Genomic DNA, 18674 nt, shown 5'->3' with positions numbered 1-18674 from the left:
ATCCGGATGGGCGAACGGCTGCCTGACCCCGAACTGTTCCGTCAAGGCGGGTTCCGGGTCGCGTCGAGGCTGTTCATCGAGGGCGACATCAGGGGTGACGAGCGGCAGGTGGCCCGGCTGCGGCAGTTCGCGCAGCGCGAGGATCCGGCGGCCGACGTGCTGGTGCCGTTGCTGCGCACGAGCCGGCCCAAGTTCGAACAGGCGCTGCGGCAAGGCATCGACAGCGTCGAGAGCCCGCCGGAAGAGCTCGAAGCCTTCTTCCGCAACGTCGAGGCGACGCCGTACTGGGTCGACCGAGACCGGCTGGAACGCGGGGCGCGGGCGATCACGCGTGCCGGGTTGCTCGGGTTGTTCCCGCTCGGCGACGTCTCGTTGATGGGCGGCTACCTCGCGTCGCGCGCCACGAAGTCGCTCGTCGGCACCGGCGAGATCGAGTACAAGGCGGCGCGGCGTCTCGTCGAGACGGCGACGTGGTGGATCCACGTGACGACACCGGGCGCGCTGGTGCCCGGCGGGCGCGGATACGAGTCCGCGTTGCGGGTGCGGATCGTGCACGCCCACGTCCGCGCGGCCATGAATCGCCGCAAGGACTGGGATTACGCGGCTTGGGACAGGCCGGTCAACCAGGTCCAGACCGCGGGCACGCTCCTGCTCTTCTCCCTCGTCTACGTCTTCGGCACCCAGCTGCTCGGGCTCCGCTACAGCGCCCGCGAGCGCGCCGACATCCTGCACCTGTGGCGGTACGTCGGCTGGCTGATGGGCGTCGACGAGGAACTCCTGCCCGCCGGCGAGGACGACGCCTGGCGGCTGCTGTGGCTGCTCGCGACCACCGAGTTCATTCCCGACGACGATTCCAAACGGCTCGCCGCGGCGCTCATGAAGGCCCACGCCGGGATCGGCGACGGCCGCGGCACGCTCGGCAAGGTCCTCGCGCACGTGTCGGTCGCGGGGCACGGGGCGATCAGCAGGCTCCTGCTCGGCAAGACCAACGCCGACTTCCTCGAGCTGCCCGACGATCCGATCGCCCAGGCGGCCGTGGTCGCGGCGGCCGGGGTCAACTTCGCCGCCGAGACGGTCCGGCGGGTGGTGCCCGGCGCGACGGCGCTCCAGGAGCTGATCGGGGCCGCCGGCCGGCGCCACTACCTGCGCCAGGTCACCAAGGTGTTCGGGCTCGACCCGACCTACGGCAGGCACATGAAGGCCGCTTGACTACGCTGATCGCGTGCTCCTCAGCGACCGTGACCTCCGTAAAGAGCTCGACGCCGGCCGTCTCGGCGTCGACCCGTTCGACCCGACGATGGTCCAGCCGTCGAGCATCGACGTGCGACTCGACCGCTACTTCCGCGTGTTCGACAACAGCAAGTACACGCATATCGACCCGCAGCTGCAGCAGGACGAGCTGACTTCGCTGGTCGAGAAGGAGGGCGAAGACCCCTTCGTCCTCCACCCCGGCGAGTTCGTCCTCGGCTCCACCTACGAGACCGTCACGCTCGCCGACGACCTCGCCGGCCGCCTGGAGGGCAAATCCTCCCTCGGCCGCCTCGGCCTGCTGACGCACTCCACCGCGGGCTTCATCGACCCCGGCTTCTCGGGCCACATCACCCTCGAGCTGTCGAACGTGGCGAATCTGCCCATCACGCTCTGGCCGGGGATGAAGATCGGCCAGCTCTGCATCTTCCGCCTGTCCAGCGCGGCGGAGTTCCCGTACGGCTCGAACGAGGCCGGTTCGCGTTACCAGGGGCAGCGGGGGCCGACCCCGAGCCGCGCGTACAAGAACTTCCACCGCGTCGACACCTGGCGCTAAGAAGCCACTGGCGCTTCCCAGTCGATCCGGTGCCGCCACATGAAGGCGTTCGGATCCTCCTCCGGCGGGTTCTTGAACGCCCGCGTGAGGAAGAAGTCCCGGATCACCCGCCCGACGGGCCCGGCCGCCTTGTCGTCGCCGTTGCGCTTGCCGCGTTCGACGACGGCCTCGACGCGCTCGCGCCGCAGTCCTTCGTAGACGGCGAGCGCCTTCGGGATCGAGGACACGTCACGCAGGCATCGCGCCAGCGTGACGGCGTCCTCGATGGCCATCGCGGCGCCTTGTCCCGCCGCGGGTGAGGTCGCGTGCGCGGCGTCGCCGATGATGACCATCCGGTCCGTCCGCCAGGTCGGCACGCTCGGGAAGTCGTAGGTCGGCCACGGCCGGTAAATCTCCCGCGTCGCGCGCACGATCTCGACGGCCGGGGTGCGGTCCACCGCCAGTTGCCGGATCAGGTCCTCTCGCCAGGTGGCCGTCACGGCGGGGTCGGCCGGAGACGGCTCACGCTTGCGGGGGACGTTCGCGAACCACCAGACGCCACCGTCCGGGTGGACGACGTGGGCGAAGAACAGCCGCTTGCCGAACGTCATGTGCATGACGCCGGGTTCGTCGTCCAACCGTAGGCCTTCGGCCAGCCCGCCCGTGTTCAGCAGCGGCACGTAGCGCGGTGATGGCGCCCGCGGATCGATGATCGTCCGCACCCGCGAGCGGAGCCCGTCCGCGCCGATCAGCAGGTCGCCCTCGGCCGACGAGCCGTCCTCGAAGGTCGCGAGGACGCCGTCGCCGGTCTCGTGCGCGTCGGCCAGACGCTTGCCGTAGCGGATCTCGATGCCGCGTCTGACGGCTTCGTCGCGTAGGCCCATGTACAGATCGGAGCGGAGCACGGTCTGGCTCACGGTGCCGTCCTCCAGCTGCCCGCCGAGCGCGAAATCCGCCAGCTCGCGCCCGTTCCCCAGGTGCATCTTGATCCGTGGCGTGTCGAATCCCAGGCCCTTGACCAGGCCTTTCAGTCTCAACGGCCCCAGCGCGTCGAGGCCGTTCACCGCGAGGGTCAGGAACGCGCCGACCCCTTCCGCCGTCCGGTCGTACGCCTCGTGGATCACCGGCTCGTGGCCCGTCTCGTGCAGTGCGATCGCCGTGATCGTGCCCGCGATACCCCCGCCGGCGATCAGTACCTTCGCCATGTCTTTCACTCCATCGAATCTCTTAGTAACTAATTCGTTCTATCGAACTAAAGACTCCGCTAGGCTGGCCGATGTGTCAAGCGAGCGAGCGGAACTGGTCGAGCGGATCCTCAGCGGGTCGCGGGCGCTGTCGACGGAGACGGTCATGTTCCACACGGCCATCGCCGAGCTGAGCGGCCTTTCGGCCGTCGAAAGCAAGGTCACCGACTACCTCGCCCGCTTCGGGCCACAGACGCCGAAGGCTCTTTCGCAGCTCTCGGGGCTCGCACCGGCATCGATCACCGCACTCATCGACAGGCTCGAAGGCAAAGGGATCGTCGCCCGGAAGCCGCATCCCCAAGACCGGCGGAAGGTCCTCATCGAGATCGACGCGGCGAGGATGGCCTCCGCCGCGCCCCTGTGGGATCACCTGGTGAAGTCGGTCCGCGAGGCCTGCGAGAACTACACGGACGATGAACTGGAGACCGTGATCCGGTTCCTCGCCGACGCGACGGCGATCACGCACGAGTCCACGGGTCGCCTCAGCCGCTGACCGGTATTACTACTTTCGGGGGTATTGCCGTAACCAGTTCGTGATAGTTTTCGGCCCCGTGTCCCCCAATAGAACGCGAAGCCGGTTACTGCTTGTCACGCTCAGTGTCCTGCTGGGCGGGGTGATCGCCAGTGCGAGCTACCTGATGGTGACCGATCGGTTCCAGGGCACCGCGCTGAGCAATCTCTCACTCAGCGTCCCCGACACCAAGGGCAGACCCGGCGACGCCCTCGCGAAGCCGCCCGCCTACTTCGGCCAGACGTCCTCCCCGGCGCCGGAGGGCTCGGCACCCGGTTCGGCCGCTCCGACGCCGTCTTCGGCGGCTCCCACGTCTTCCTCCGCGCCGCCCAGCTCGTCGTCCGCCCCGGCCGAGCCGGCTCAGCCTTCCGAGGCTCCCAAGCCGACACCGAGCAAGGCCCCGGAGCCGCCCCGTTCGCAGGACAGCTCGCTCGCCGGGCAGGTCATCGACCTCGTCAACGCCGAGCGCGCCGACGCGGGCTGCTCGCCGGTGAGCAACGAGTCGCATCTCGCCGCCGCCGCGCAGGGCCACAGCGACGACATGTCCGCGCGGAACTACTTCTCGCACACCACGCCGGAAGGCGTCACGTTCGACCAGCGCATCCGCGCCGCCGGCTACGACAAGCCCGGCGCCGAGAACATCGCGAAGGGGCAGTCGAACGCCGCCAAGGTGATGGACGCCTGGATGAACTCCGCAGGCCACCGCGCGAACATCCTCAACTGCGACCTGAAGAAGATCGGCGTCGGCGTCAACACGAAGGGCATGTACTGGACGCAGAACTTCGGCTACTGATCCTTCGCCCAGCGTTCGGCGATGTCGCCGTAGCGGGCCAGCACGGCCGCGCGCAGTTCGGCGTCCGTGCGCGGAACCGGTTCGATGAACACCTCGGTGACGTCGCCGAACGTCCCGGTCAGCTCGGTCGCCATCCGGACGCAGGCGCGTTCGACCTCCGCGGCCCCGAGCGAATCGTCGAAGTCGACGCGTGCGCAGACGAGTACCTGATCGGTGCCCATCAACATGGTCTGGAGGTCGACGACGGCCTCGATCTCCGGTGCGTTCCTCAGGTGGTCCCGCACCCCGCGCACCAGCTTGGGATCCGCCTGCCTGCCGATCAGCAGGCCGCGGTTGGTCCGCCCGAGCATGTAGGCGACCAGCGCCAGCAGGACCCCGATCGCGATCGAGGCCGCGCCGTCCCAGATATGCGAGCCGGTGAGCTGGTGCAGCCCGATCCCGGCGAACGCGAGCAGGAGGCCGATCAGCGCGGCCGAGTCTTCGAACAGGACGGTCTTCGGCGCCGGGTCGTCGATCATCCGGAGGTAGACCGAGACCTTCTGGCCGGATTCGGCGGCGTCGCGGCGCACCTGCCGTACGGCCTGGAACCACGAGACGGATTCGAGGGCGAACGCGATCGCGAGGACGACGTAGCCGACGATCGGATCGGTCTGCTCGGTCTCCTCGCCGAAAACCGTCGAGAAGCCTTCGTAGAGCGCGAACATCGCGCCGGAGGCGAAGATCGACACCGCCGCGAGCAGCGACCAGAAGTACCGCTCCTTGCCGTAGCCGAAGGGATGGACGCGGTCGGCGGGACGGCCCGAACGTTTCAGCGCGGTCAGCAGGAGGACCTCGGTGATCGTGTCGGCCACCGAGTGCGCGGCTTCCGACAGCATCGCGCCGGAGCCGGTGATGAGCCCGGCGATCAGTTTCAGCACGGCGATGGCGAGGTTGACCCCACCCGCCAGCACCACGGTCAGGGTGCTTTCGTCACCGGATTCTTCACTCACCTCGCGTAGCGTAGTGCGGGTGCGGCGATCTCACAGGCGACGCAATCCCTGCAGGACACGTTCCATCAAGGCGAGTGCCGGATGACCGTCGAATTCAGCCTGCGTTTCATGAACGGTGACCAAACCGAGTTCCGCCATATCACCCAAAAGGACCTTTGCAACGCCGAGTGGAACGCATAAGGACGCGGCTACTTCGGCGACGGAAGTGGGACGACGGCACAGTGATCTCACAGAATGGAATTCGACGCTGAATCCCGGCGCGGTCCACGGTGCGTCGTGCCGGACGGAAATCATCGCTTCGATCGCGAAGTTCCGCTTGGACTGGGTTCGCCCGCCCGTGCGGACGTACGGGCGGACGCGTGTGCGTTTCCGTTCCTGGCGCGGCGGTCGCCGGGCGGCCGGGATGCTGGGGATGGTCGCTTCCTGTGCCATCCTGGCGAAGGCCGCGGACGAGGGGACCCTGGCGGGCGGGCGAACGGTCGGCGATCCCGGTGTGGCGAGCCGGTGCTCCCTTGCCGAGCGGAGTTCGTGACGGTTGCCCATTGATTCCTCGCCCCTTTTTTACGGATCCGCTGCAGCCTATCGCCACGGTGTACCGCCGAACGGGTAATGGAACGAATGGCCCGCACCCGGATAAAACAAGAGGGGACATTCTCTCGCATTATGTGCGAGAGAATGTCCCCTCCGGATGTGACGTTCTACTTGTCTTCCTCGGGCAGCGGGGTTCCGGTGGCCGTTTCGTCGGTCGGCACGTCGGCCTTTCCGTCGAGTTCGGCGTCCGAGACGGCGTCCAAAGAGGGCGCTCCCGCCGGGACCAGTTGCGGCTCCGGCTTCCGCTTGACGGCGGTCAGCAGCAGCTGGGCGACGTCGACGACCTCGACCTTCTCGCTCGCCTGTCCGTCGCTCTGGCGCGCGGTGACGCCGTCGGTGAGCATCACGCGGCAGAACGGGCAACCGGTCGCGATCTTCGAGGGTGCGGTGCCGAGCGCTTCGTCGACGCGCTCGACGTTGATCCGCTTGCCGATCTTCTCTTCCATCCACATCCGCGCGCCACCGGCGCCACAGCACATCGAGCGGTCGCCGTGCCGCGGCATCTCGCGCAGCTGCGCGCCCGAAGCGCCGACGAGCTCACGGGGAGCGTCGTAGACCTTGTTGTGGCGGCCCAGGTAGCACGGGTCGTGGTAGGTGACGTCCTCGGCGACCGGGGCCACCGGGGTCAGGTGCTTCTCCCGCACCAGGCGGTTGAGCAACTGCGTGTGGTGCACGACGTCGAACTGGCCGCCCAGCTCCGGGTACTCGTTCGCGAGAGTGTTGAAACAGTGGGCACAGGTGACGACCACCTTGCGCGCCTTGCGTTCGCGGCCCTCGAACACCGAGTTCAGGATCTCGACGTTCTGCTGCGCCAGCATCTGGAACAGGAACTCGTTGCCCGCACGGCGGGCCGGGTCACCGGTGCAGGACTCCTCCGAGCCGAGCACGGTGTACTTGACGCCCGCGATGTGCAGCAGCTCCGCGACGGCCCGCGTGGTCTTCTTCGCGCGGTCCTCGAACGCGCCGGCGCAGCCGACCCAGAAGAGGTACTCGGTGTCGCCGAGGTCGCCGTCGAACACCGGCACCTCGAAGTCCAGGTCCTCGGTCCAGGCGAGCCGGTCCTTGGCGTTCTGGCCCCACGGGTTGCCCTTGTTCTCCAGGTTCTTGAACATCCCGTTGAGCTCGCTCGGGAACGCGGACTCGATCATCACCTGGTAGCGGCGCATGTCGACGATGTGGTCGACGTGTTCGATGTCCACCGGGCACTGCTCGACGCAGGCGCCGCAGGAGGTGCAGGACCACAGCACCTCGGGGTCGATGACGCCGCCGTCGTCGCCGACGAGCGCCTTCTGCGACTCCGCGATCGCGAGGACGTCGATACCCGCGTACATGTTGTCGCCGGACAAGCCGATCTCGTCGCCGGCCATGTCGCGCTTGCCGCCCGCGAGCAGGTACGGCGCCTTCGCGTAGGCGTGGTCGCGAAGCTGCGTGATGACGAGCTTCGGCGACAGCGGCTTACCGGTGTTCCACGCGGGGCACTGCGACTGGCAGCGGCCGCATTCGGTGCAGGTGGAGAAGTCCAGCCAGCCCTTCCAGCTGAAGTCCTCGATCTTGCCGACCCCGAAGGTGTCCTCGTCCGGGTCCGCCTCTTCGAGGTCGAGCACCTTGCCCTTGCTCATCATCGGCTTGAGCGCGCCCAGCGCGACGCCGCCCTCGGCCTCGCGCTTGAAGTAGATGTTGAAGAAGGCGCTGAAGCGGTGCCAGGCGATGCCCATGGTCATCGTGCGCGCGATGACGATCAGCCAGATCGTGGCGCTCATCAGCTTGACGAAGGCGAACACCGAGACCAGGTCCGGGCTGGCGGGCAGCAGCTCACCGATCGGATGCGAGACGAACGCGGCCCAGATCGGGGTTTCGTGCACGTTCAGCGCGGACTTCGCGGCGCGGACGCCGATGATGCCGATGCCCTCGATGAGCACGACGGCCTCGATGAAGTACGCCCACTTGAAGTTGGAGCCCTGGAAGCGGGACTGCCGGTCGGCGCGGCGCGGGTGGTTCTTCTGGCGGACCCAGATCAGCACCAGGATGCCGACGATGGTGCCGACCCCGAGCAGCTCCATGAGCAGCTGGAACAGCGACCAGTCGTCGAGGATGGGCCAGCCCCACGTCGGGACGAAGACCTCGCCGTACGCCTCGAACAGCGCGAGCGACCCGATCAGGAAGCCCCACATGACCAGCCAGTGCGCCGGGCCGACGCTTTTGACCTTGTTCATCCTGGTGTGCGCGGCGAATTCCTTGATCAGGGTCTTCATGCGCGGGATGAACGGGCCGTTGCGGGTCGAGTCCGGCTGACCGAGGCGGATCACCCGCACGAAGCGGGCGATGGTCGCGAAGAACATTCCCCAGGCGACGACGCCGAGCAGGACCGCGATCCCGCCGAGCGTCAGCTGTACAGCGCCCATCGTCGGGTGCCTTTCGTCCGAGTGAAGCGTGTGGTGGTTCGGGCAGACTAATGCTTCTTACTGATGGGTAACCCACTGACCGCGCCCAAGTCCCACCGATGTGGTGTACGCCTCTCTTGGTTTTAAGACGATCGTCCAGGTAGTTTTTGTGACATGGGTGCGTACCTTCTCCTCGCTTTGGCCATCGCCGCAGAGGTATCCGCGACGGTGTCGTTGAAACTTTCCGAAGGTTTCAGCAAGGTGGGCCCGTCGATCGTCGTGGTCGCCGGGTACGCCGTCGCGTTCGTCGCGCTCGCGTATGTGCTGAAAGCGGGCGTGCCGGTGAGCGTCGCGTACGCGATCTGGGCCGCGGCCGGGGTCGCGCTGGTGGCGGCCGTCGGGATGGTGTTCTTCAAGGAGCCGGTCAACCTCTCCGTGATCGCCGGTCTGGTACTGGTGGTCGGCGGTGTCGTGTTGATCGAGGCAGGGAGCGCGCACTAAGTGAAGATCCAGGTCGACGGCCGGAAGGCCAGGGGCGAGAAGCGCCGCGAGGAGATCATCGCGGCCGCGTTGCGCGTGATCGAACGGGACGGCGTCGCCGGCGTCACCCATCGGACGGTCGCCGCCGAGGCGGGCGTGCCGACGGCTTCGACGACCTATCACTTCTCGAGCCTCGACGATCTGCTGATCGCCACCCTCATCTCGTGCGCGAGGGATATGGCGACCGAGGTCTACTGGATGATCGACCGCGCCCGCTCACGCGGCAGCCGCGGCGCGGAAGAGGTCGCCGGTCTGCTCGCGGAGGCGCTGGGCCCCAGCCGTGGGCGGACGATGGCGGAGTACGAGCTGTACCTGCTGGCCGCGCGCAAACCCGAGCTGCGGCCCGCGGCCCGGCGGTGGCTGGACGTGCTCACGTCGATGGTGCGGCACGACGACGAGGTCGCGTTCCGGGTGTTCCTCGCCGGGATCGACGGCCTGCTCATCCAGGGCCTCATCGACGACGAGCCGCCGTCCGCCGAGGAGCTGCGGCCGGTGGTGGACTATCTGCTGAAACCTCGTTGACCTGCTGGGTAGCGTTCGGATCATGAGGATCGTCGGCGCGTACGAACTGGATGACGACCCGGAACGGGTGGACCTCGACGTGGTGTGGAAGCACCTGTCCACCGAGGTCTACTGGGGGAAGTGGCGAGACCGCGAGCAGGTCGAGAAGGTCTTCAGGAACGCTTGGCGCGTCGTGGGCGCGTACGAGACTTCGAGCGGTCGGCTGGTCGGCTTCGCGCGGGCGTTCTCGGACACCATCGGCAGTGCTTATCTCGCGGACGTCTTCGTCGTCGACGAGGCGCGCGGCGCGGGGCTCGGCAAGGAACTGGTCCGGGAGATGATCGACAACGGGCCGGGCGCGGAGTTCCGGTGGATGCTGCACACCGCGGACGCGCACGGGCTGTACCGGCAGTTCGGCTTCGGGGACCCGCCCGAAGGGCAGTACATGGAGCGGACGCGGGCGAACGGGCAGGCCTAGCGGTCCACTCCGCCGAAGTCTCGCACCAGCCCGCCGGCGTTGCGAAAGCCACTTTCGCAACCTTCAACGTTGCGAAAGTGGCTTTCGCAACATCACCTCGGCCCGGTCCGGCGGCGAGCGTCGCGTCGGCCCGGTGTGAGACGAGCGGCCAAGTCCGTGAGGGCCTCCTTCCCTACCCTGAGAGTAGGGAAGGAGGCCCTCACGGAAAGCGTCCTTCAGCCCTTGTTCTCGTGCAGGGCCGTGAGCGACGCCCGGGCGATGGCGTGGCCGAAGAGGTTGAAGCCGAGGAAAGCAGGCGTAGCGTCTTCGCCGACGTCCAGTTTTTCGACGTCGACAGCGTGCACCGTGAAGATGTACCGGTGCGGCCCGTGTCCGGGCGGCGGGGCCGCGCCGAGGAACTGCTTCACCCCGCCGTCCCCCTTCAGGGTGACAGCGCCCTCCGGCAGACCGGAGCCCGTTTCGTCGCCCGCGTTCGCGGCCAGCGCCGTCACCGACGCCGGGATGTCGAAAACCGCCCAGTGCCAGAACCCGCTCGCCGTCGGGGCGTCGGGGTCGTAGCAGGTCACGGCGAAACTCTTGGTCTCCGCGGGGAAACCCTCCCAGGACAGCTGCGGGGAACGGTCCTCGCCACCCGCGCCGAAGATCCCGGAAAGCTGGGGCGTCGGCAGGAAGCCGCCTTCCTCGATGTCGGTGCTGCTCAGGGTGAAGGCAGGCAGATCGGGCAGGAAGTCGTACGGATCGGGTGCCTGCGGCATGCGTCCTCCTGGTCGTTGAACAGATGACGGAGCCAGGCTAGGCGCTGTCCGGCAAGTCTGTTCGATGGGCCGCCTGGGCGCGAAGACCGCGAACATGACTTGCCGGACAGCGCCTGCGACCCCGAGGACCCCGGCGCGGGTTCAGGGACGAATCCGGGGGTTACCCCTATGTCCAACCCGCCGCGCTGCCCTTAGCGTCGAGCTACACGAAAACCTGCTCTGGAGGGACTCAAGACCATGGCGCGCCCACTCCTCGCGATCGGAGGCATCGCGTTGATCGGCGTCGGTGTCCTCACCGGCCTCGGCTGGTGGTGGCCGTCCGACGCGGAGGCAACCTCGGAGGTCACCCAGCCGATCCGCAGCGTGCGGATCGACAACGACGAGGGCGCCGTCAAGATCCGCGCCGGCGAGGGGCCGGTCCGGGTCCACCAGGAGTTCGAGTACCGCTGGAGCAAGCCGGGCGACTCGTTCCGCGTGGAAGGCGACACGCTCGTCCTCGCCGGGTGCGGCACCACCTGCGAGGTCCGCTACGACGTGGTGGTCCCCGCGGGCATCCCGGTCTCCGGCAAGCTGGACTCGGGGGCGCTCGACATCGCCGGAGTGTCCACTGTGGACGTCATGGTCGATTCCGGCGCCGTTTCCGTTGCGGACGTGCCGGGCACGGTGAAGGTGCGGTCCGACGCCGGCCGCGTCGAGCTGGCGAACATCGGCCAGGCCGTCACCGTGCAGGCGGCTTCCGGTGCCATCAAGGGGGAACGGCTCGGCGGCAACGTCGAGGCGCGCACCGACAGCGGCCGCATCGAACTCGAACTCCTCAAGGGCGCCGACGTCACCGCGCGGACCGACAGCGGTTCGGTCGAGGTCACCGTCCCGCCCGGCGAGTACAACGTCACCGGCGACTCCGGCAGCGGCCACCGCGACATCGACGTGAACCAGTCCGGTTCGGCCCAGCACAAGCTCGATCTCAACACCGACAGCGGAAGCGTCAAGGTCAAAGCGGCCTGACCGACTTTATCGGGGGAATACTTTCTCATGGGGAACAAGGAGAAGCGCGTCCTCGGCGCGCTCGCTCTCGGCGCGCTGACCGCGTTCGGGATCGTCGGCTGCACAGGGGAAAGCCAGCACAAGCTGAGCGACGGTGCGCCCGTCACCGAGCAGATCACCGCGATCAGGGTGGACGTCCCGGTCGGCGCGGTCGTGCTCCGGGTCGAGGACGGCGCGCCCGTCTCACTGCGCCGCGAAGTGACGTACACCGGCAAGAATCCCGGAAAGACGTACAGCGTCGAGAACGGCACGCTGGTCCTCGGCGGCTGCCAGCAGTGCGGCGTGGACTACGACGTCGTGGTGCCGCGCGAACTGGCGATCTCCGGGTCGATCGGCACCGGCAAGATCACCCTCGCCGGCGCCGCCTCGGTCGATCTGAAGGGCGACGTCGGCGACTTCGAGGTGATGAACACGTCCGGGCCGGTCAACCTGCGCACCGGCACCGGCGACATCGAGGTCGGTCTCGCGAAGCCGGGCGCGGTCACCGCGAACGCGGAGGTCGGCAAGGTCGTCGTCACCGTTCCCGACGGCGCGTACCAGGTGCGCGCGAAGGCGGAGGTCGGCAAGGTCGAGACCGGCGGTGTCCGGCAGGACCAGGCTTCGGCGAACGTCCTGGACCTCCAGTCCGGCACCGGTTCGATCACGGTGAAGCCCGCATGAAGGCCCTCGCCACCGTCGCCGCGTTGACCCTGCTGCCGCTCACCGCGCTGCCGGCGTCCGCCGCGTCCGGGATCGACTGGAAGCCGTGCGCGACCGAGTACGCGCCGACGCTGAAATGCGCGAGCCTCCGGGTGAGCGGTGGTCTTTCGATCGCGCTGGCGAAACTGCCCGCGACCGACCCCGACCGTCGGATCGGTTCGCTGCTGACGAATCCGGGCGGGCCCGGTGGCGCCGGGGTCACCGTGCTCAAATACGGCGGCCGCGGTTTCGCGCTGGACAAGCCGGAAATGGCCGAGGTGCGGCAGCGGTTCGACGTCATCGGCTTCGATCCGCGCGGCGTCGGTGAGAGCACGCCCGCGATCGCCTGCGGGCCGGATCTGCACGATCCGTCGATCAGCCGGTTTCCGCGGAGCCGCGCCGATTACGACAAGCTGCTCGCGCACAATCGCGCGTCGGGCGAGGAATGCCTGAAGCGGACCGGCCCCAAACTGTCCTCTGTGGACACTTGGCACGCCGCGGACGACATCGAAGCGATCCGGGGCGCTCTCGGCGAGCCGAAGGTGAACTGGCTCGGCGTCTCCTACGGTTCCGAACTCGGCGCCGTGTACGCGGAGAAGTACCCGAACCGCATCCGGACGATGGTGCTCGACGGCGCCGTCGACCACTCCCGGCCGACCAGGCAGGCGGTCCTCGAAGAAGCCGTCGCGACCGAAAGCGCCCTCAAGGACTTCGCGAACTGGTGCACGACGTCGGCCGACTGCGCGCTTCGCGGCAAGGACGTCCTCGCCACTTACGACGCCTTGATGCGGACGCCCGGTGGTGTGCCGTCGAAACAGCTCGGACGGAACGTGACCGCCGAGGAGTTGGCGGCCGGTGTCTACGGCAGCCTCATCCTTCCCGCGTTCTGGCCGGACCTGGCGAAGGCGATCAACGCCGCCACAGCGGGCGATGCGGACGGGCTGCTGCCGTACTCGCAGCTGGACCCCTCTTACGGTGCGTACCGCTCGATCGGCTGTCACGACTTCGGCTCGCCGTTCACCTCCTACGCCGACATGAGGGCGATGCAGGGACTGGTGAAGACGCTCTCGCCGCACGGTTGGCGGTATTCGGAGTTCTGGGACATGGCGAGCGGGTGCGCGGGCTGGCCGGTGCCGTCGGCGTACCTGCCGCGGCCGCAGAAGGTGACCGGCGCCGCGCCGATCCTCGTGGTCGGCGGCGAACACGATCCGGCGACACCGCTCGTTTGGGCGAAGGGGCTCGCGAGGAACATCGAGAACTCGACGTTGCTCGTCGACGCCGGGTACGGGCACACGGGGCTGCTGAACTCGGCCTGCGTGCGCACCCAAGAGGTGAAGTACCTGGTGAGCGGCGTCACACCCGCTCCGGGCACGGTCTGCCGGTAGTCCGGGAACAAGGCGGCCGCGCCGCTCGTTGAGCCGGATACAAGGTTGAGTGAGGGTGACTCAAGTCCGGCTTGACGGAAGCCCTTCCATCCCGATACAACTTGCGTTGAGCCCACTCAAGGTGGGCGAGAACGTGCAGGTCACGAACTAGCAGGAGGATCACACCATGGCGCGAGCGGTCGGCATCGACCTCGGCACGACCAACTCGGTCGTCGCTGTCCTTGAGGGCGGCGAGCCGACGGTCATCGCCAACTCGGAAGGTTCACGCACCACCCCGTCCATCGTCGCCTTCGCCAAGAACGGCGAAGTGCTGACCGGCCAGCCGGCGAAGAACCAGGCCGTGACGAACGTCGACCGGACCATCCGGTCGGTCAAGCGGCACATCGGTACCGACTGGAAGACCGAGATCGACGGCAAGGCCTACACCTCGCAGGAGATCAGCGCCCGCGTGCTGATGAAGCTCAAGCGCGACGCCGAGGCGTACCTGGGCGAGACCATCACCGACGCGGTCATCACCGTCCCCGCGTACTTCGAGGACGCGCAGCGGCAGGCCACGAAGGAAGCCGGGCAGATCGCCGGCCTGAACGTGCTCCGCATCGTCAACGAGCCCACCGCGGCGGCGCTGGCGTACGGCCTCGACAAGGGCGAGAAGGAACAGACCATCCTGGTCTTCGACCTCGGTGGCGGTACGTTCGACGTCTCGCTGCTGGAGATCGGCGAGGGCGTCGTCGAGGTCCGCGCGACCTCCGGTGACAACCACCTCGGCGGTGACGACTGGGACGAGCGCATCGTCACCTGGCTGGTCGACAAGTTCAAGTCGTCCAACGGCATCGACCTCACCAAGGACAAGATGGCGCTCCAGCGCATCCGTGAGGCCGCCGAGAAGGCGAAGATCGAGCTCTCCAGCTCGAACTCGGCCAGCATCAACCTGCCGTACATCACCGTGGACGCGGACAAGAACCCGCTGTTCCTCGACGAGCAGCTTTCCCGCGCCGAGTTCCAGAAGATCACCTCGGACCTGCTCGAGCGCACCCGCAAGCCGTTCAACAACGTCATCCGTGACGCCGGTGTCGCCGTCGGCGACATCGACCACGTCGTCCTCGTGGGTGGTTCCACCCGCATGCCGGCCGTGTCGGACCTGGTCAAGGAGCTGACCGGCGGCCGCGAGCCGAACAAGGGCGTGAACCCGGACGAGGTCGTCGCGGTCGGCGCGGCGCTGCAGGCCGGTGTGCTCAAGGGCGAGGTCAAGGACGTCCTGCTGCTCGACGTGACCCCGCTTTCGCTGGGCATCGAGACCAAGGGCGGCGTGTTCACCAAGCTCATCGAGCGCAACACCACGATCCCGACCAAGCGTTCGGAGATCTTCTCCACCGCGGACGACAACCAGCCGTCGGTGCAGATCCAGGTGTTCCAGGGTGAGCGCGAGATCGCGGCGCACAACAAGAAGCTCGGCATGTTCGAGCTGACCGGTCTCCCGCCCGCCCCGCGTGGCGTGCCGCAGATCGAGGTCACCTTCGACATCGACGCCAACGGCATCGTGCACGTCCTCGCGAAGGACCTCGGCACGAACAAGGAGCAGTCGATGACGATCACCGGTGGCTCCGCGCTGCCGAAGGACGACATCGAGCGCATGGTCAAGGACGCCGAGGCGCACGCCGAGGAGGACAAGCAGCGCCGCGAGGAGGCGGAGACCCGCAACCAGGCGGAGACGCTGGTCTACCAGACCGAGAAGTTCGTCAAGGACAACGAGGACAAGCTGCCCGACGAACTCAAGGGCAAGGTGAAGTCCGCGATCGACGAGGCCAACGAGGCGCTCAAGGGCACCGACTCGGCGAAGATCCGCGAGTCCATCGAGAAGCTGAACACCGCTTCGCAGGAGCTGGGCACCGCGCTCTACGCCAACGCCACCCCTGGCGCCGAAGGTGCCGCCGGTGAAGGCGCCGCCGGCGCGGCGGGCGCGGGCACCGGTTCGCAGGCCAAGGCGGACGACGTCGTCGACGCCGAGATCGTCGAAGAGGACGAGAAGGACAAGAAGTGACGGGACGCTACGACGAAACCGAGGGCCGGGGCCCGGAGGAACCGGTGGTCGTGCGGGACCGTAGGCGGATCGACCCGCTGACCGGCGAGATCCGCCCGGCCGCCCCGGCCGCCGAACCCCAGGACGGCCCGAAGCACGCCGCCCCGGCCGAAGAGGCCACCGAGCCGGAGCCCGCGGCACACGCGGGCCCCGGCCTCGGGGAGTCCATTGTGGACGACTCGGTGTCGGTGGCCTCCGGGCTGGAGAAGGAGCTGGCGGAACGCACCGCCGACCTCCAACGGCTCCAGGCGGAGTACGCCAACTACCGCAAGCGCGTCGACCGCGACCGCGAGCAGGTCGTCGCCGGCGCGAAGGCGTCGGTCGTCAACGACCTGCTCCCGCTGCTCGACGACCTCGAGCGCGCGGAGCAGCACGGCGATCTGACCGGTGCCTTCAAGGCGGTCGGCGAGAAGCTGGTCGGCAGCCTGCAGCGGTCGGGCCTCGAACCGTTCGGCACCGAGGGTGAGCCCTTCGACCCGAGCGTGCACGAGGCGGTGCAGCACAGCACTTCGCCGGACGTCGCCGGGCCGACGGTCACCATGGTCATGCGCCGCGGTTACCGCTTCGGTGAGCGAGTGCTGCGTCCGGCGATGGTCGGGGTCACCGACCACGAGCCGGGTGGTGACGCCCCGGTGGACCCGCCGGTGGGTGGCGAACTGCCGCTCGAGGGCGAACTTTTCGATGAGAACAACCGCTGATCGGCGATACGGCGTGAAAGGAGGAGACGTTCGGTGAGTGCACGGGAATGGATCGGTAAGGACTTCTACCGTGAGCTGGGCGTCTCCTCCGACGCCACCGCGGACGAGATCAAGAAGGCGTACCGCAAGCTCGCCAAGGAGAACCACCCCGACGCCAACGCGGGCAACGCGGAGGCCGAGAAGAAGTTCAAGGCGGTCTCCGAGGCGTACGGCGTGCTTTCCGACACGTCCAAGCGCAAGGAGTACGACGAGGCTCGCCGCCTCTTCGGCTCCGGCGGTCCCGGTGGTTTCGGCTTCCCGGGCGGCGGTGGCGGCGGCGGTTTCGACGTCGGCGACATCTTCGGCCAGGCGGGTCAGCAGCAGGGCGGCTTCGGCGGTCTCGGCGACATCCTCGGCGGGCTGTTCGGCCGCCGCGGCGCCGCGGCCGGTGCCACGGCGAACCGGCCGCAACGCGGCGCGGACGTGGAGACCGACGTCCGGATCGATTTCGCCGAGGCGGTCAAGGGCGCGACCCTGCCGCTGCGGCTGTCGAGCCCGGCGACCTGTTCCACCTGCGGTGGCAACGGCGCGAAACCGGGGACTTCCCCGAGGACGTGCGCGACCTGCCAGGGCAGCGGGCTGGTCAGCCGCAGCCAGGGCGCGTTCGCGTTCTCCGAGCCGTGCCGTGACTGCCGCGGCCGCGGGAAGATCATCGACGACCCGTGCCCGGAATGCGCGGGCGAGGGCATCAGCACCCGCACCCGAACCCTGACCGTGCGGATCCCGCCGGGCGTCGCCGACGACCAGCGGATCCGCTTGGCGGGCCAGGGCGAGCCGGGCCGTGGCGGCGCGCAGCCGGGCGATCTGTACGTCCGCGTGCACGTCGCCCCGCACACGCTGTTCGGGCGCAAGGACCTCGACCTGACGATCACCGTGCCGGTGTCCTTCACGGAGCTGGCCCTCGGCGGCACGATCACCGTGCCGACGCTCGAGGGCAAGGTCTCGCTGAAGGTGCCGCAAGGCACGGCGAGCGGTCGCGTGCTTCGCGTGCGCGGCAAGGGAATCGCGAAACGTGACGGCTCGCAGGGCGATCTGCTGGTCACCCTGCAGGCGGCCATCCCGGCCAAACTGGACGACAAGGCCCGTGAGGCGCTGGAGGCCTACGCGGAGGCCATGGCCGATCACGACCCGCGACCGGAGATCACCGAACTTCTCGAAGGCAGGTGAGCACGATGTTCGGCGGGTTGCCGCACGGTGCGGACGAGGACACGCCGGTGTTCGTCATTTCGGTGGCGGCGCAGCTGTCCGGCCTGCACGCGCAGACCCTGCGGTCCTACGACCGCCAGGGTCTCGTGTCGCCGGGCCGGACCTCCGGTGGTGGACGGCGTTACTCGATGCGGGACATCGCGTTGCTGCGCGAAGTGCAGCGACTGTCCCAAGAGGACGGTGTCAACCTCGCGGGCATCAAGCGGATCATCGAGCTGGAGAACCAGGTCGACGCGCTCCGCTCGCGCATCGCCGAACTGACCGAAGAGCTCACCGCGGCGTACCTCGCCGCCGAACAGACGGCCGCGGCCGTGCACGCCTCGTACCGCAAGGATCTCGTTCCCCTGCGGCAACAGACGGCCCTCGTGGTCTGGAAACCCAAAAAGCGCACTTAGTCCTCTAAATGCTGCAGGTGGCCAGCCCGCGAGAGTACGTGAAGGCCCCCTTCACTGCGTTAGACGCCAGGGTCCCGGCGAGCGTCGAGATAGCGCAGGTCTGGGTTCCGAACGTCGACAGGGCAGACATGGGCATCGAGTGTCCACACGGGACACTTTCGGGTAAACGAATGTCCCATTTATGCACTTATGTACGGTTATTCGTGGGGTCGTGAGTGGTAAAGAGGGTTAGAACGACCAAAAGCACTCACGACCCCCACGCCAATACCCGCAAAACGCCCGAATCGGGCACCTGGTCTCGATTCGTGTCCCTTGTGGACAGTCGAGATCCAGGTGTCCTGCTCCTGCGAACGCCCCTGTGCTTCATGGCAGTGGCACAGACCAGCGGCTATACGACTTCGCCGGGACCCTGGCGCTAGACGCAATGAAGGGGGCCTTCACGTACTTCCCGCGAGAACGCCGCAGGTCGTAAGGCGAAGAGGCGGAGCCTGACACGGGCACCGGCGGTTCACGTCCTTCACCGGCGTGGGGGGGGGGCACGAGAACAACAACAAAAAAGAATGTTATAATATTGTGAGAGAACACC

20 protein-coding genes are annotated in these 18674 nt (G+C 68.0%); 15 read left to right on the top strand and 5 right to left on the bottom strand.

The features are described from left to right. The first annotated feature begins 6 nt into the window (after positions 1–6). Entirely contained in the window at positions 7–1209 is a 1203-nt protein-coding gene (locus tag ACFWIW_RS00550; RefSeq protein WP_378366448.1) for an oxygenase MpaB family protein, read from the top strand. Between the two features lie 13 nt (positions 1210–1222). After that, positions 1223–1804, top strand: coding sequence for a dCTP deaminase (dcd, locus tag ACFWIW_RS00545; RefSeq protein WP_125679521.1), 582 nt, complete (start codon positions 1223–1225; stop codon positions 1802–1804). Here the strand turns inward: dcd and ACFWIW_RS00540 are convergent. Continuing rightward, positions 1801–2988 (bottom strand): FAD-dependent oxidoreductase, encoded by a 1188-nt coding sequence (locus ACFWIW_RS00540; protein WP_378366447.1) that lies wholly within the window; start codon positions 2986–2988, stop codon positions 1801–1803. The two genes, dcd and ACFWIW_RS00540, sit on opposite strands and share 4 nt — an antisense overlap. A gap of 73 nt (positions 2989–3061) precedes the next feature. Here ACFWIW_RS00540 and ACFWIW_RS00535 point away from each other — a divergent pair, with 73 nt between their 5' ends. Together ACFWIW_RS00535 and ACFWIW_RS00530 are read left to right on the top strand one after the other, a co-directional pair. Further along, a complete protein-coding gene (locus ACFWIW_RS00535) occupies positions 3062–3520 on the top strand; it encodes a MarR family winged helix-turn-helix transcriptional regulator (RefSeq protein WP_378366446.1) in 459 nt (152 codons plus the stop codon). 121 nt (positions 3521–3641) lie between these two features. Next, complete coding sequence (locus ACFWIW_RS00530; protein ID WP_378366899.1) at positions 3642–4331, top strand: CAP domain-containing protein; 690 nt, start codon at positions 3642–3644, stop codon at positions 4329–4331. Here ACFWIW_RS00530 and ACFWIW_RS00525 read toward each other — a convergent pair. Both ACFWIW_RS00525 and ACFWIW_RS00520 read right to left on the bottom strand, forming a co-directional pair. Next, positions 4325–5320 carry a cation diffusion facilitator family transporter gene (locus tag ACFWIW_RS00525; RefSeq protein WP_378366445.1) on the bottom strand — a complete coding sequence of 332 codons (996 nt, stop codon included), beginning with the start codon at positions 5318–5320 and terminating at the stop codon, positions 4325–4327. The two genes, ACFWIW_RS00530 and ACFWIW_RS00525, sit on opposite strands and share 7 nt — an antisense overlap. A 30-nt stretch (positions 5321–5350) precedes the next feature. Next, positions 5351–5752: a DUF742 domain-containing protein gene (locus tag ACFWIW_RS00520; RefSeq protein ID WP_240596540.1), complete on the bottom strand. Its 402-nt coding sequence runs from the start codon at positions 5750–5752 to the stop codon at positions 5351–5353. On the opposite strand from ACFWIW_RS00520, the gene ACFWIW_RS00515 reads away from it, so the two are divergent. Continuing rightward, entirely contained in the window at positions 5682–5852 is a 171-nt protein-coding gene (locus tag ACFWIW_RS00515) for a hypothetical protein (protein ID WP_378366919.1), read from the top strand. The two genes, ACFWIW_RS00520 and ACFWIW_RS00515, sit on opposite strands and share 71 nt — an antisense overlap. Before the next feature lie 166 nt (positions 5853–6018). Here ACFWIW_RS00515 and ACFWIW_RS00510 read toward each other — a convergent pair whose 3' ends face one another. After that, the gene (locus ACFWIW_RS00510; RefSeq protein ID WP_378366444.1) at positions 6019–8313 is read right to left on the bottom strand and encodes a (Fe-S)-binding protein; all 2295 of its coding nucleotides are present in this window, start codon (positions 8311–8313) and stop codon (positions 6019–6021) included. Between the two features lie 153 nt (positions 8314–8466). Between ACFWIW_RS00510 and ACFWIW_RS00505 the strand changes: the two genes are divergently transcribed. From ACFWIW_RS00505 to ACFWIW_RS00495, 3 genes are read left to right on the top strand one after another with little or no spacing between them, the layout of a single operon-like run. Further along, a complete protein-coding gene (locus ACFWIW_RS00505) occupies positions 8467–8793 on the top strand; it encodes a DMT family transporter (RefSeq protein ID WP_378366443.1) in 327 nt (108 codons plus the stop codon). Continuing rightward, positions 8794–9354, top strand: a complete 561-nt coding sequence (locus tag ACFWIW_RS00500) for a TetR/AcrR family transcriptional regulator (protein ID WP_038521642.1) — start codon at positions 8794–8796, stop codon at positions 9352–9354. A gap of 22 nt (positions 9355–9376) precedes the next feature. Then, on the top strand, positions 9377–9811 hold the full coding sequence (locus tag ACFWIW_RS00495; RefSeq protein WP_378366442.1) for a GNAT family N-acetyltransferase: 435 nt from the start codon (positions 9377–9379) through the stop codon (positions 9809–9811). Between the two features lie 215 nt (positions 9812–10026). On the opposite strand, the gene ACFWIW_RS00490 is transcribed toward ACFWIW_RS00495, so the two are convergent. After that, positions 10027–10566: a YbhB/YbcL family Raf kinase inhibitor-like protein gene (locus tag ACFWIW_RS00490; protein ID WP_378366441.1), complete on the bottom strand. Its 540-nt coding sequence runs from the start codon at positions 10564–10566 to the stop codon at positions 10027–10029. 237 nt (positions 10567–10803) lie between these two features. Here ACFWIW_RS00490 and ACFWIW_RS00485 point away from each other — a divergent pair, with 237 nt between their 5' ends. The 7 genes from ACFWIW_RS00485 (at position 10804) to ACFWIW_RS00455 (ending at position 18088) form a co-directional block, all read left to right on the top strand. Beyond that, the gene (locus ACFWIW_RS00485) at positions 10804–11571 is read left to right on the top strand and encodes a DUF4097 family beta strand repeat-containing protein (protein WP_378366440.1); all 768 of its coding nucleotides are present in this window, start codon (positions 10804–10806) and stop codon (positions 11569–11571) included. 27 nt (positions 11572–11598) lie between these two features. Then, positions 11599–12270, top strand: a complete 672-nt coding sequence (locus ACFWIW_RS00480) for a DUF4097 family beta strand repeat-containing protein (protein WP_378366439.1) — start codon at positions 11599–11601, stop codon at positions 12268–12270. After that, positions 12267–13673, top strand: coding sequence for an alpha/beta hydrolase (locus tag ACFWIW_RS00475; protein WP_378366438.1), 1407 nt, complete (start codon positions 12267–12269; stop codon positions 13671–13673). Before ACFWIW_RS00480 ends, ACFWIW_RS00475 begins: the two co-directional genes overlap by 4 nt. A 166-nt stretch (positions 13674–13839) precedes the next feature. Continuing rightward, positions 13840–15711: a molecular chaperone DnaK gene (gene dnaK / locus ACFWIW_RS00470; protein ID WP_378366437.1), complete on the top strand. Its 1872-nt coding sequence runs from the start codon at positions 13840–13842 to the stop codon at positions 15709–15711. Then, positions 15708–16448, top strand: coding sequence for a nucleotide exchange factor GrpE (gene grpE, locus ACFWIW_RS00465; protein WP_378366436.1), 741 nt, complete (start codon positions 15708–15710; stop codon positions 16446–16448). Before dnaK ends, grpE begins: the two co-directional genes overlap by 4 nt. A 33-nt stretch (positions 16449–16481) precedes the next feature. Then, positions 16482–17654, top strand: a complete 1173-nt coding sequence (gene dnaJ, locus ACFWIW_RS00460; protein WP_378366435.1) for a molecular chaperone DnaJ — start codon at positions 16482–16484, stop codon at positions 17652–17654. Between the two features lie 5 nt (positions 17655–17659). Further along, positions 17660–18088, top strand: coding sequence for a heat shock protein transcriptional repressor HspR (locus ACFWIW_RS00455; protein WP_125687058.1), 429 nt, complete (start codon positions 17660–17662; stop codon positions 18086–18088). Positions 18089–18674: the final 586 nt, after the last annotated feature.

Origin of the sequence: Amycolatopsis sp. NPDC058340 (genome assembly GCF_042723975.1) — a bacterium.
In the GTDB taxonomy this organism is placed as follows: Bacteria; Actinomycetota; Actinomycetes; order Mycobacteriales; family Pseudonocardiaceae; genus Amycolatopsis.
The sequence above is the reverse complement of the archived record's forward strand: the minus strand, read 5'-3'. Positions and strand labels throughout refer to the sequence as shown.

What these genes read in the sequence shown, in the direction of transcription:
- ACFWIW_RS00505 (WP_378366443.1), top strand. Translation starts at nt 8,467, where the DNA reads ATGGGTGCGTACCTTCTCCTCGCTTTGGCCATCGCCGCAGAGGTATCC.
- ACFWIW_RS00495 (WP_378366442.1), top strand. Translation starts at nt 9,377, where the DNA reads ATGAGGATCGTCGGCGCGTACGAACTGGATGACGACCCGGAACGGGTG.
- ACFWIW_RS00540 (WP_378366447.1), bottom strand. Translation starts at nt 2,988, where the DNA reads ATGGCGAAGGTACTGATCGCCGGCGGGGGTATCGCGGGCACGATCACG.
- ACFWIW_RS00485 (WP_378366440.1), top strand. Translation starts at nt 10,804, where the DNA reads ATGGCGCGCCCACTCCTCGCGATCGGAGGCATCGCGTTGATCGGCGTC.
- ACFWIW_RS00520 (WP_240596540.1), bottom strand. Translation starts at nt 5,752, where the DNA reads ATGGCACAGGAAGCGACCATCCCCAGCATCCCGGCCGCCCGGCGACCG.
- dnaK (WP_378366437.1), top strand. Translation starts at nt 13,840, where the DNA reads ATGGCGCGAGCGGTCGGCATCGACCTCGGCACGACCAACTCGGTCGTC.
- ACFWIW_RS00480 (WP_378366439.1), top strand. Translation starts at nt 11,599, where the DNA reads ATGGGGAACAAGGAGAAGCGCGTCCTCGGCGCGCTCGCTCTCGGCGCG.
- ACFWIW_RS00475 (WP_378366438.1), top strand. Translation starts at nt 12,267, where the DNA reads ATGAAGGCCCTCGCCACCGTCGCCGCGTTGACCCTGCTGCCGCTCACC.
- ACFWIW_RS00490 (WP_378366441.1), bottom strand. Translation starts at nt 10,566, where the DNA reads ATGCCGCAGGCACCCGATCCGTACGACTTCCTGCCCGATCTGCCTGCC.
- ACFWIW_RS00455 (WP_125687058.1), top strand. Translation starts at nt 17,660, where the DNA reads ATGTTCGGCGGGTTGCCGCACGGTGCGGACGAGGACACGCCGGTGTTC.
- ACFWIW_RS00510 (WP_378366444.1), bottom strand. Translation starts at nt 8,313, where the DNA reads ATGGGCGCTGTACAGCTGACGCTCGGCGGGATCGCGGTCCTGCTCGGC.
- ACFWIW_RS00550 (WP_378366448.1), top strand. Translation starts at nt 7, where the DNA reads ATGGGCGAACGGCTGCCTGACCCCGAACTGTTCCGTCAAGGCGGGTTC.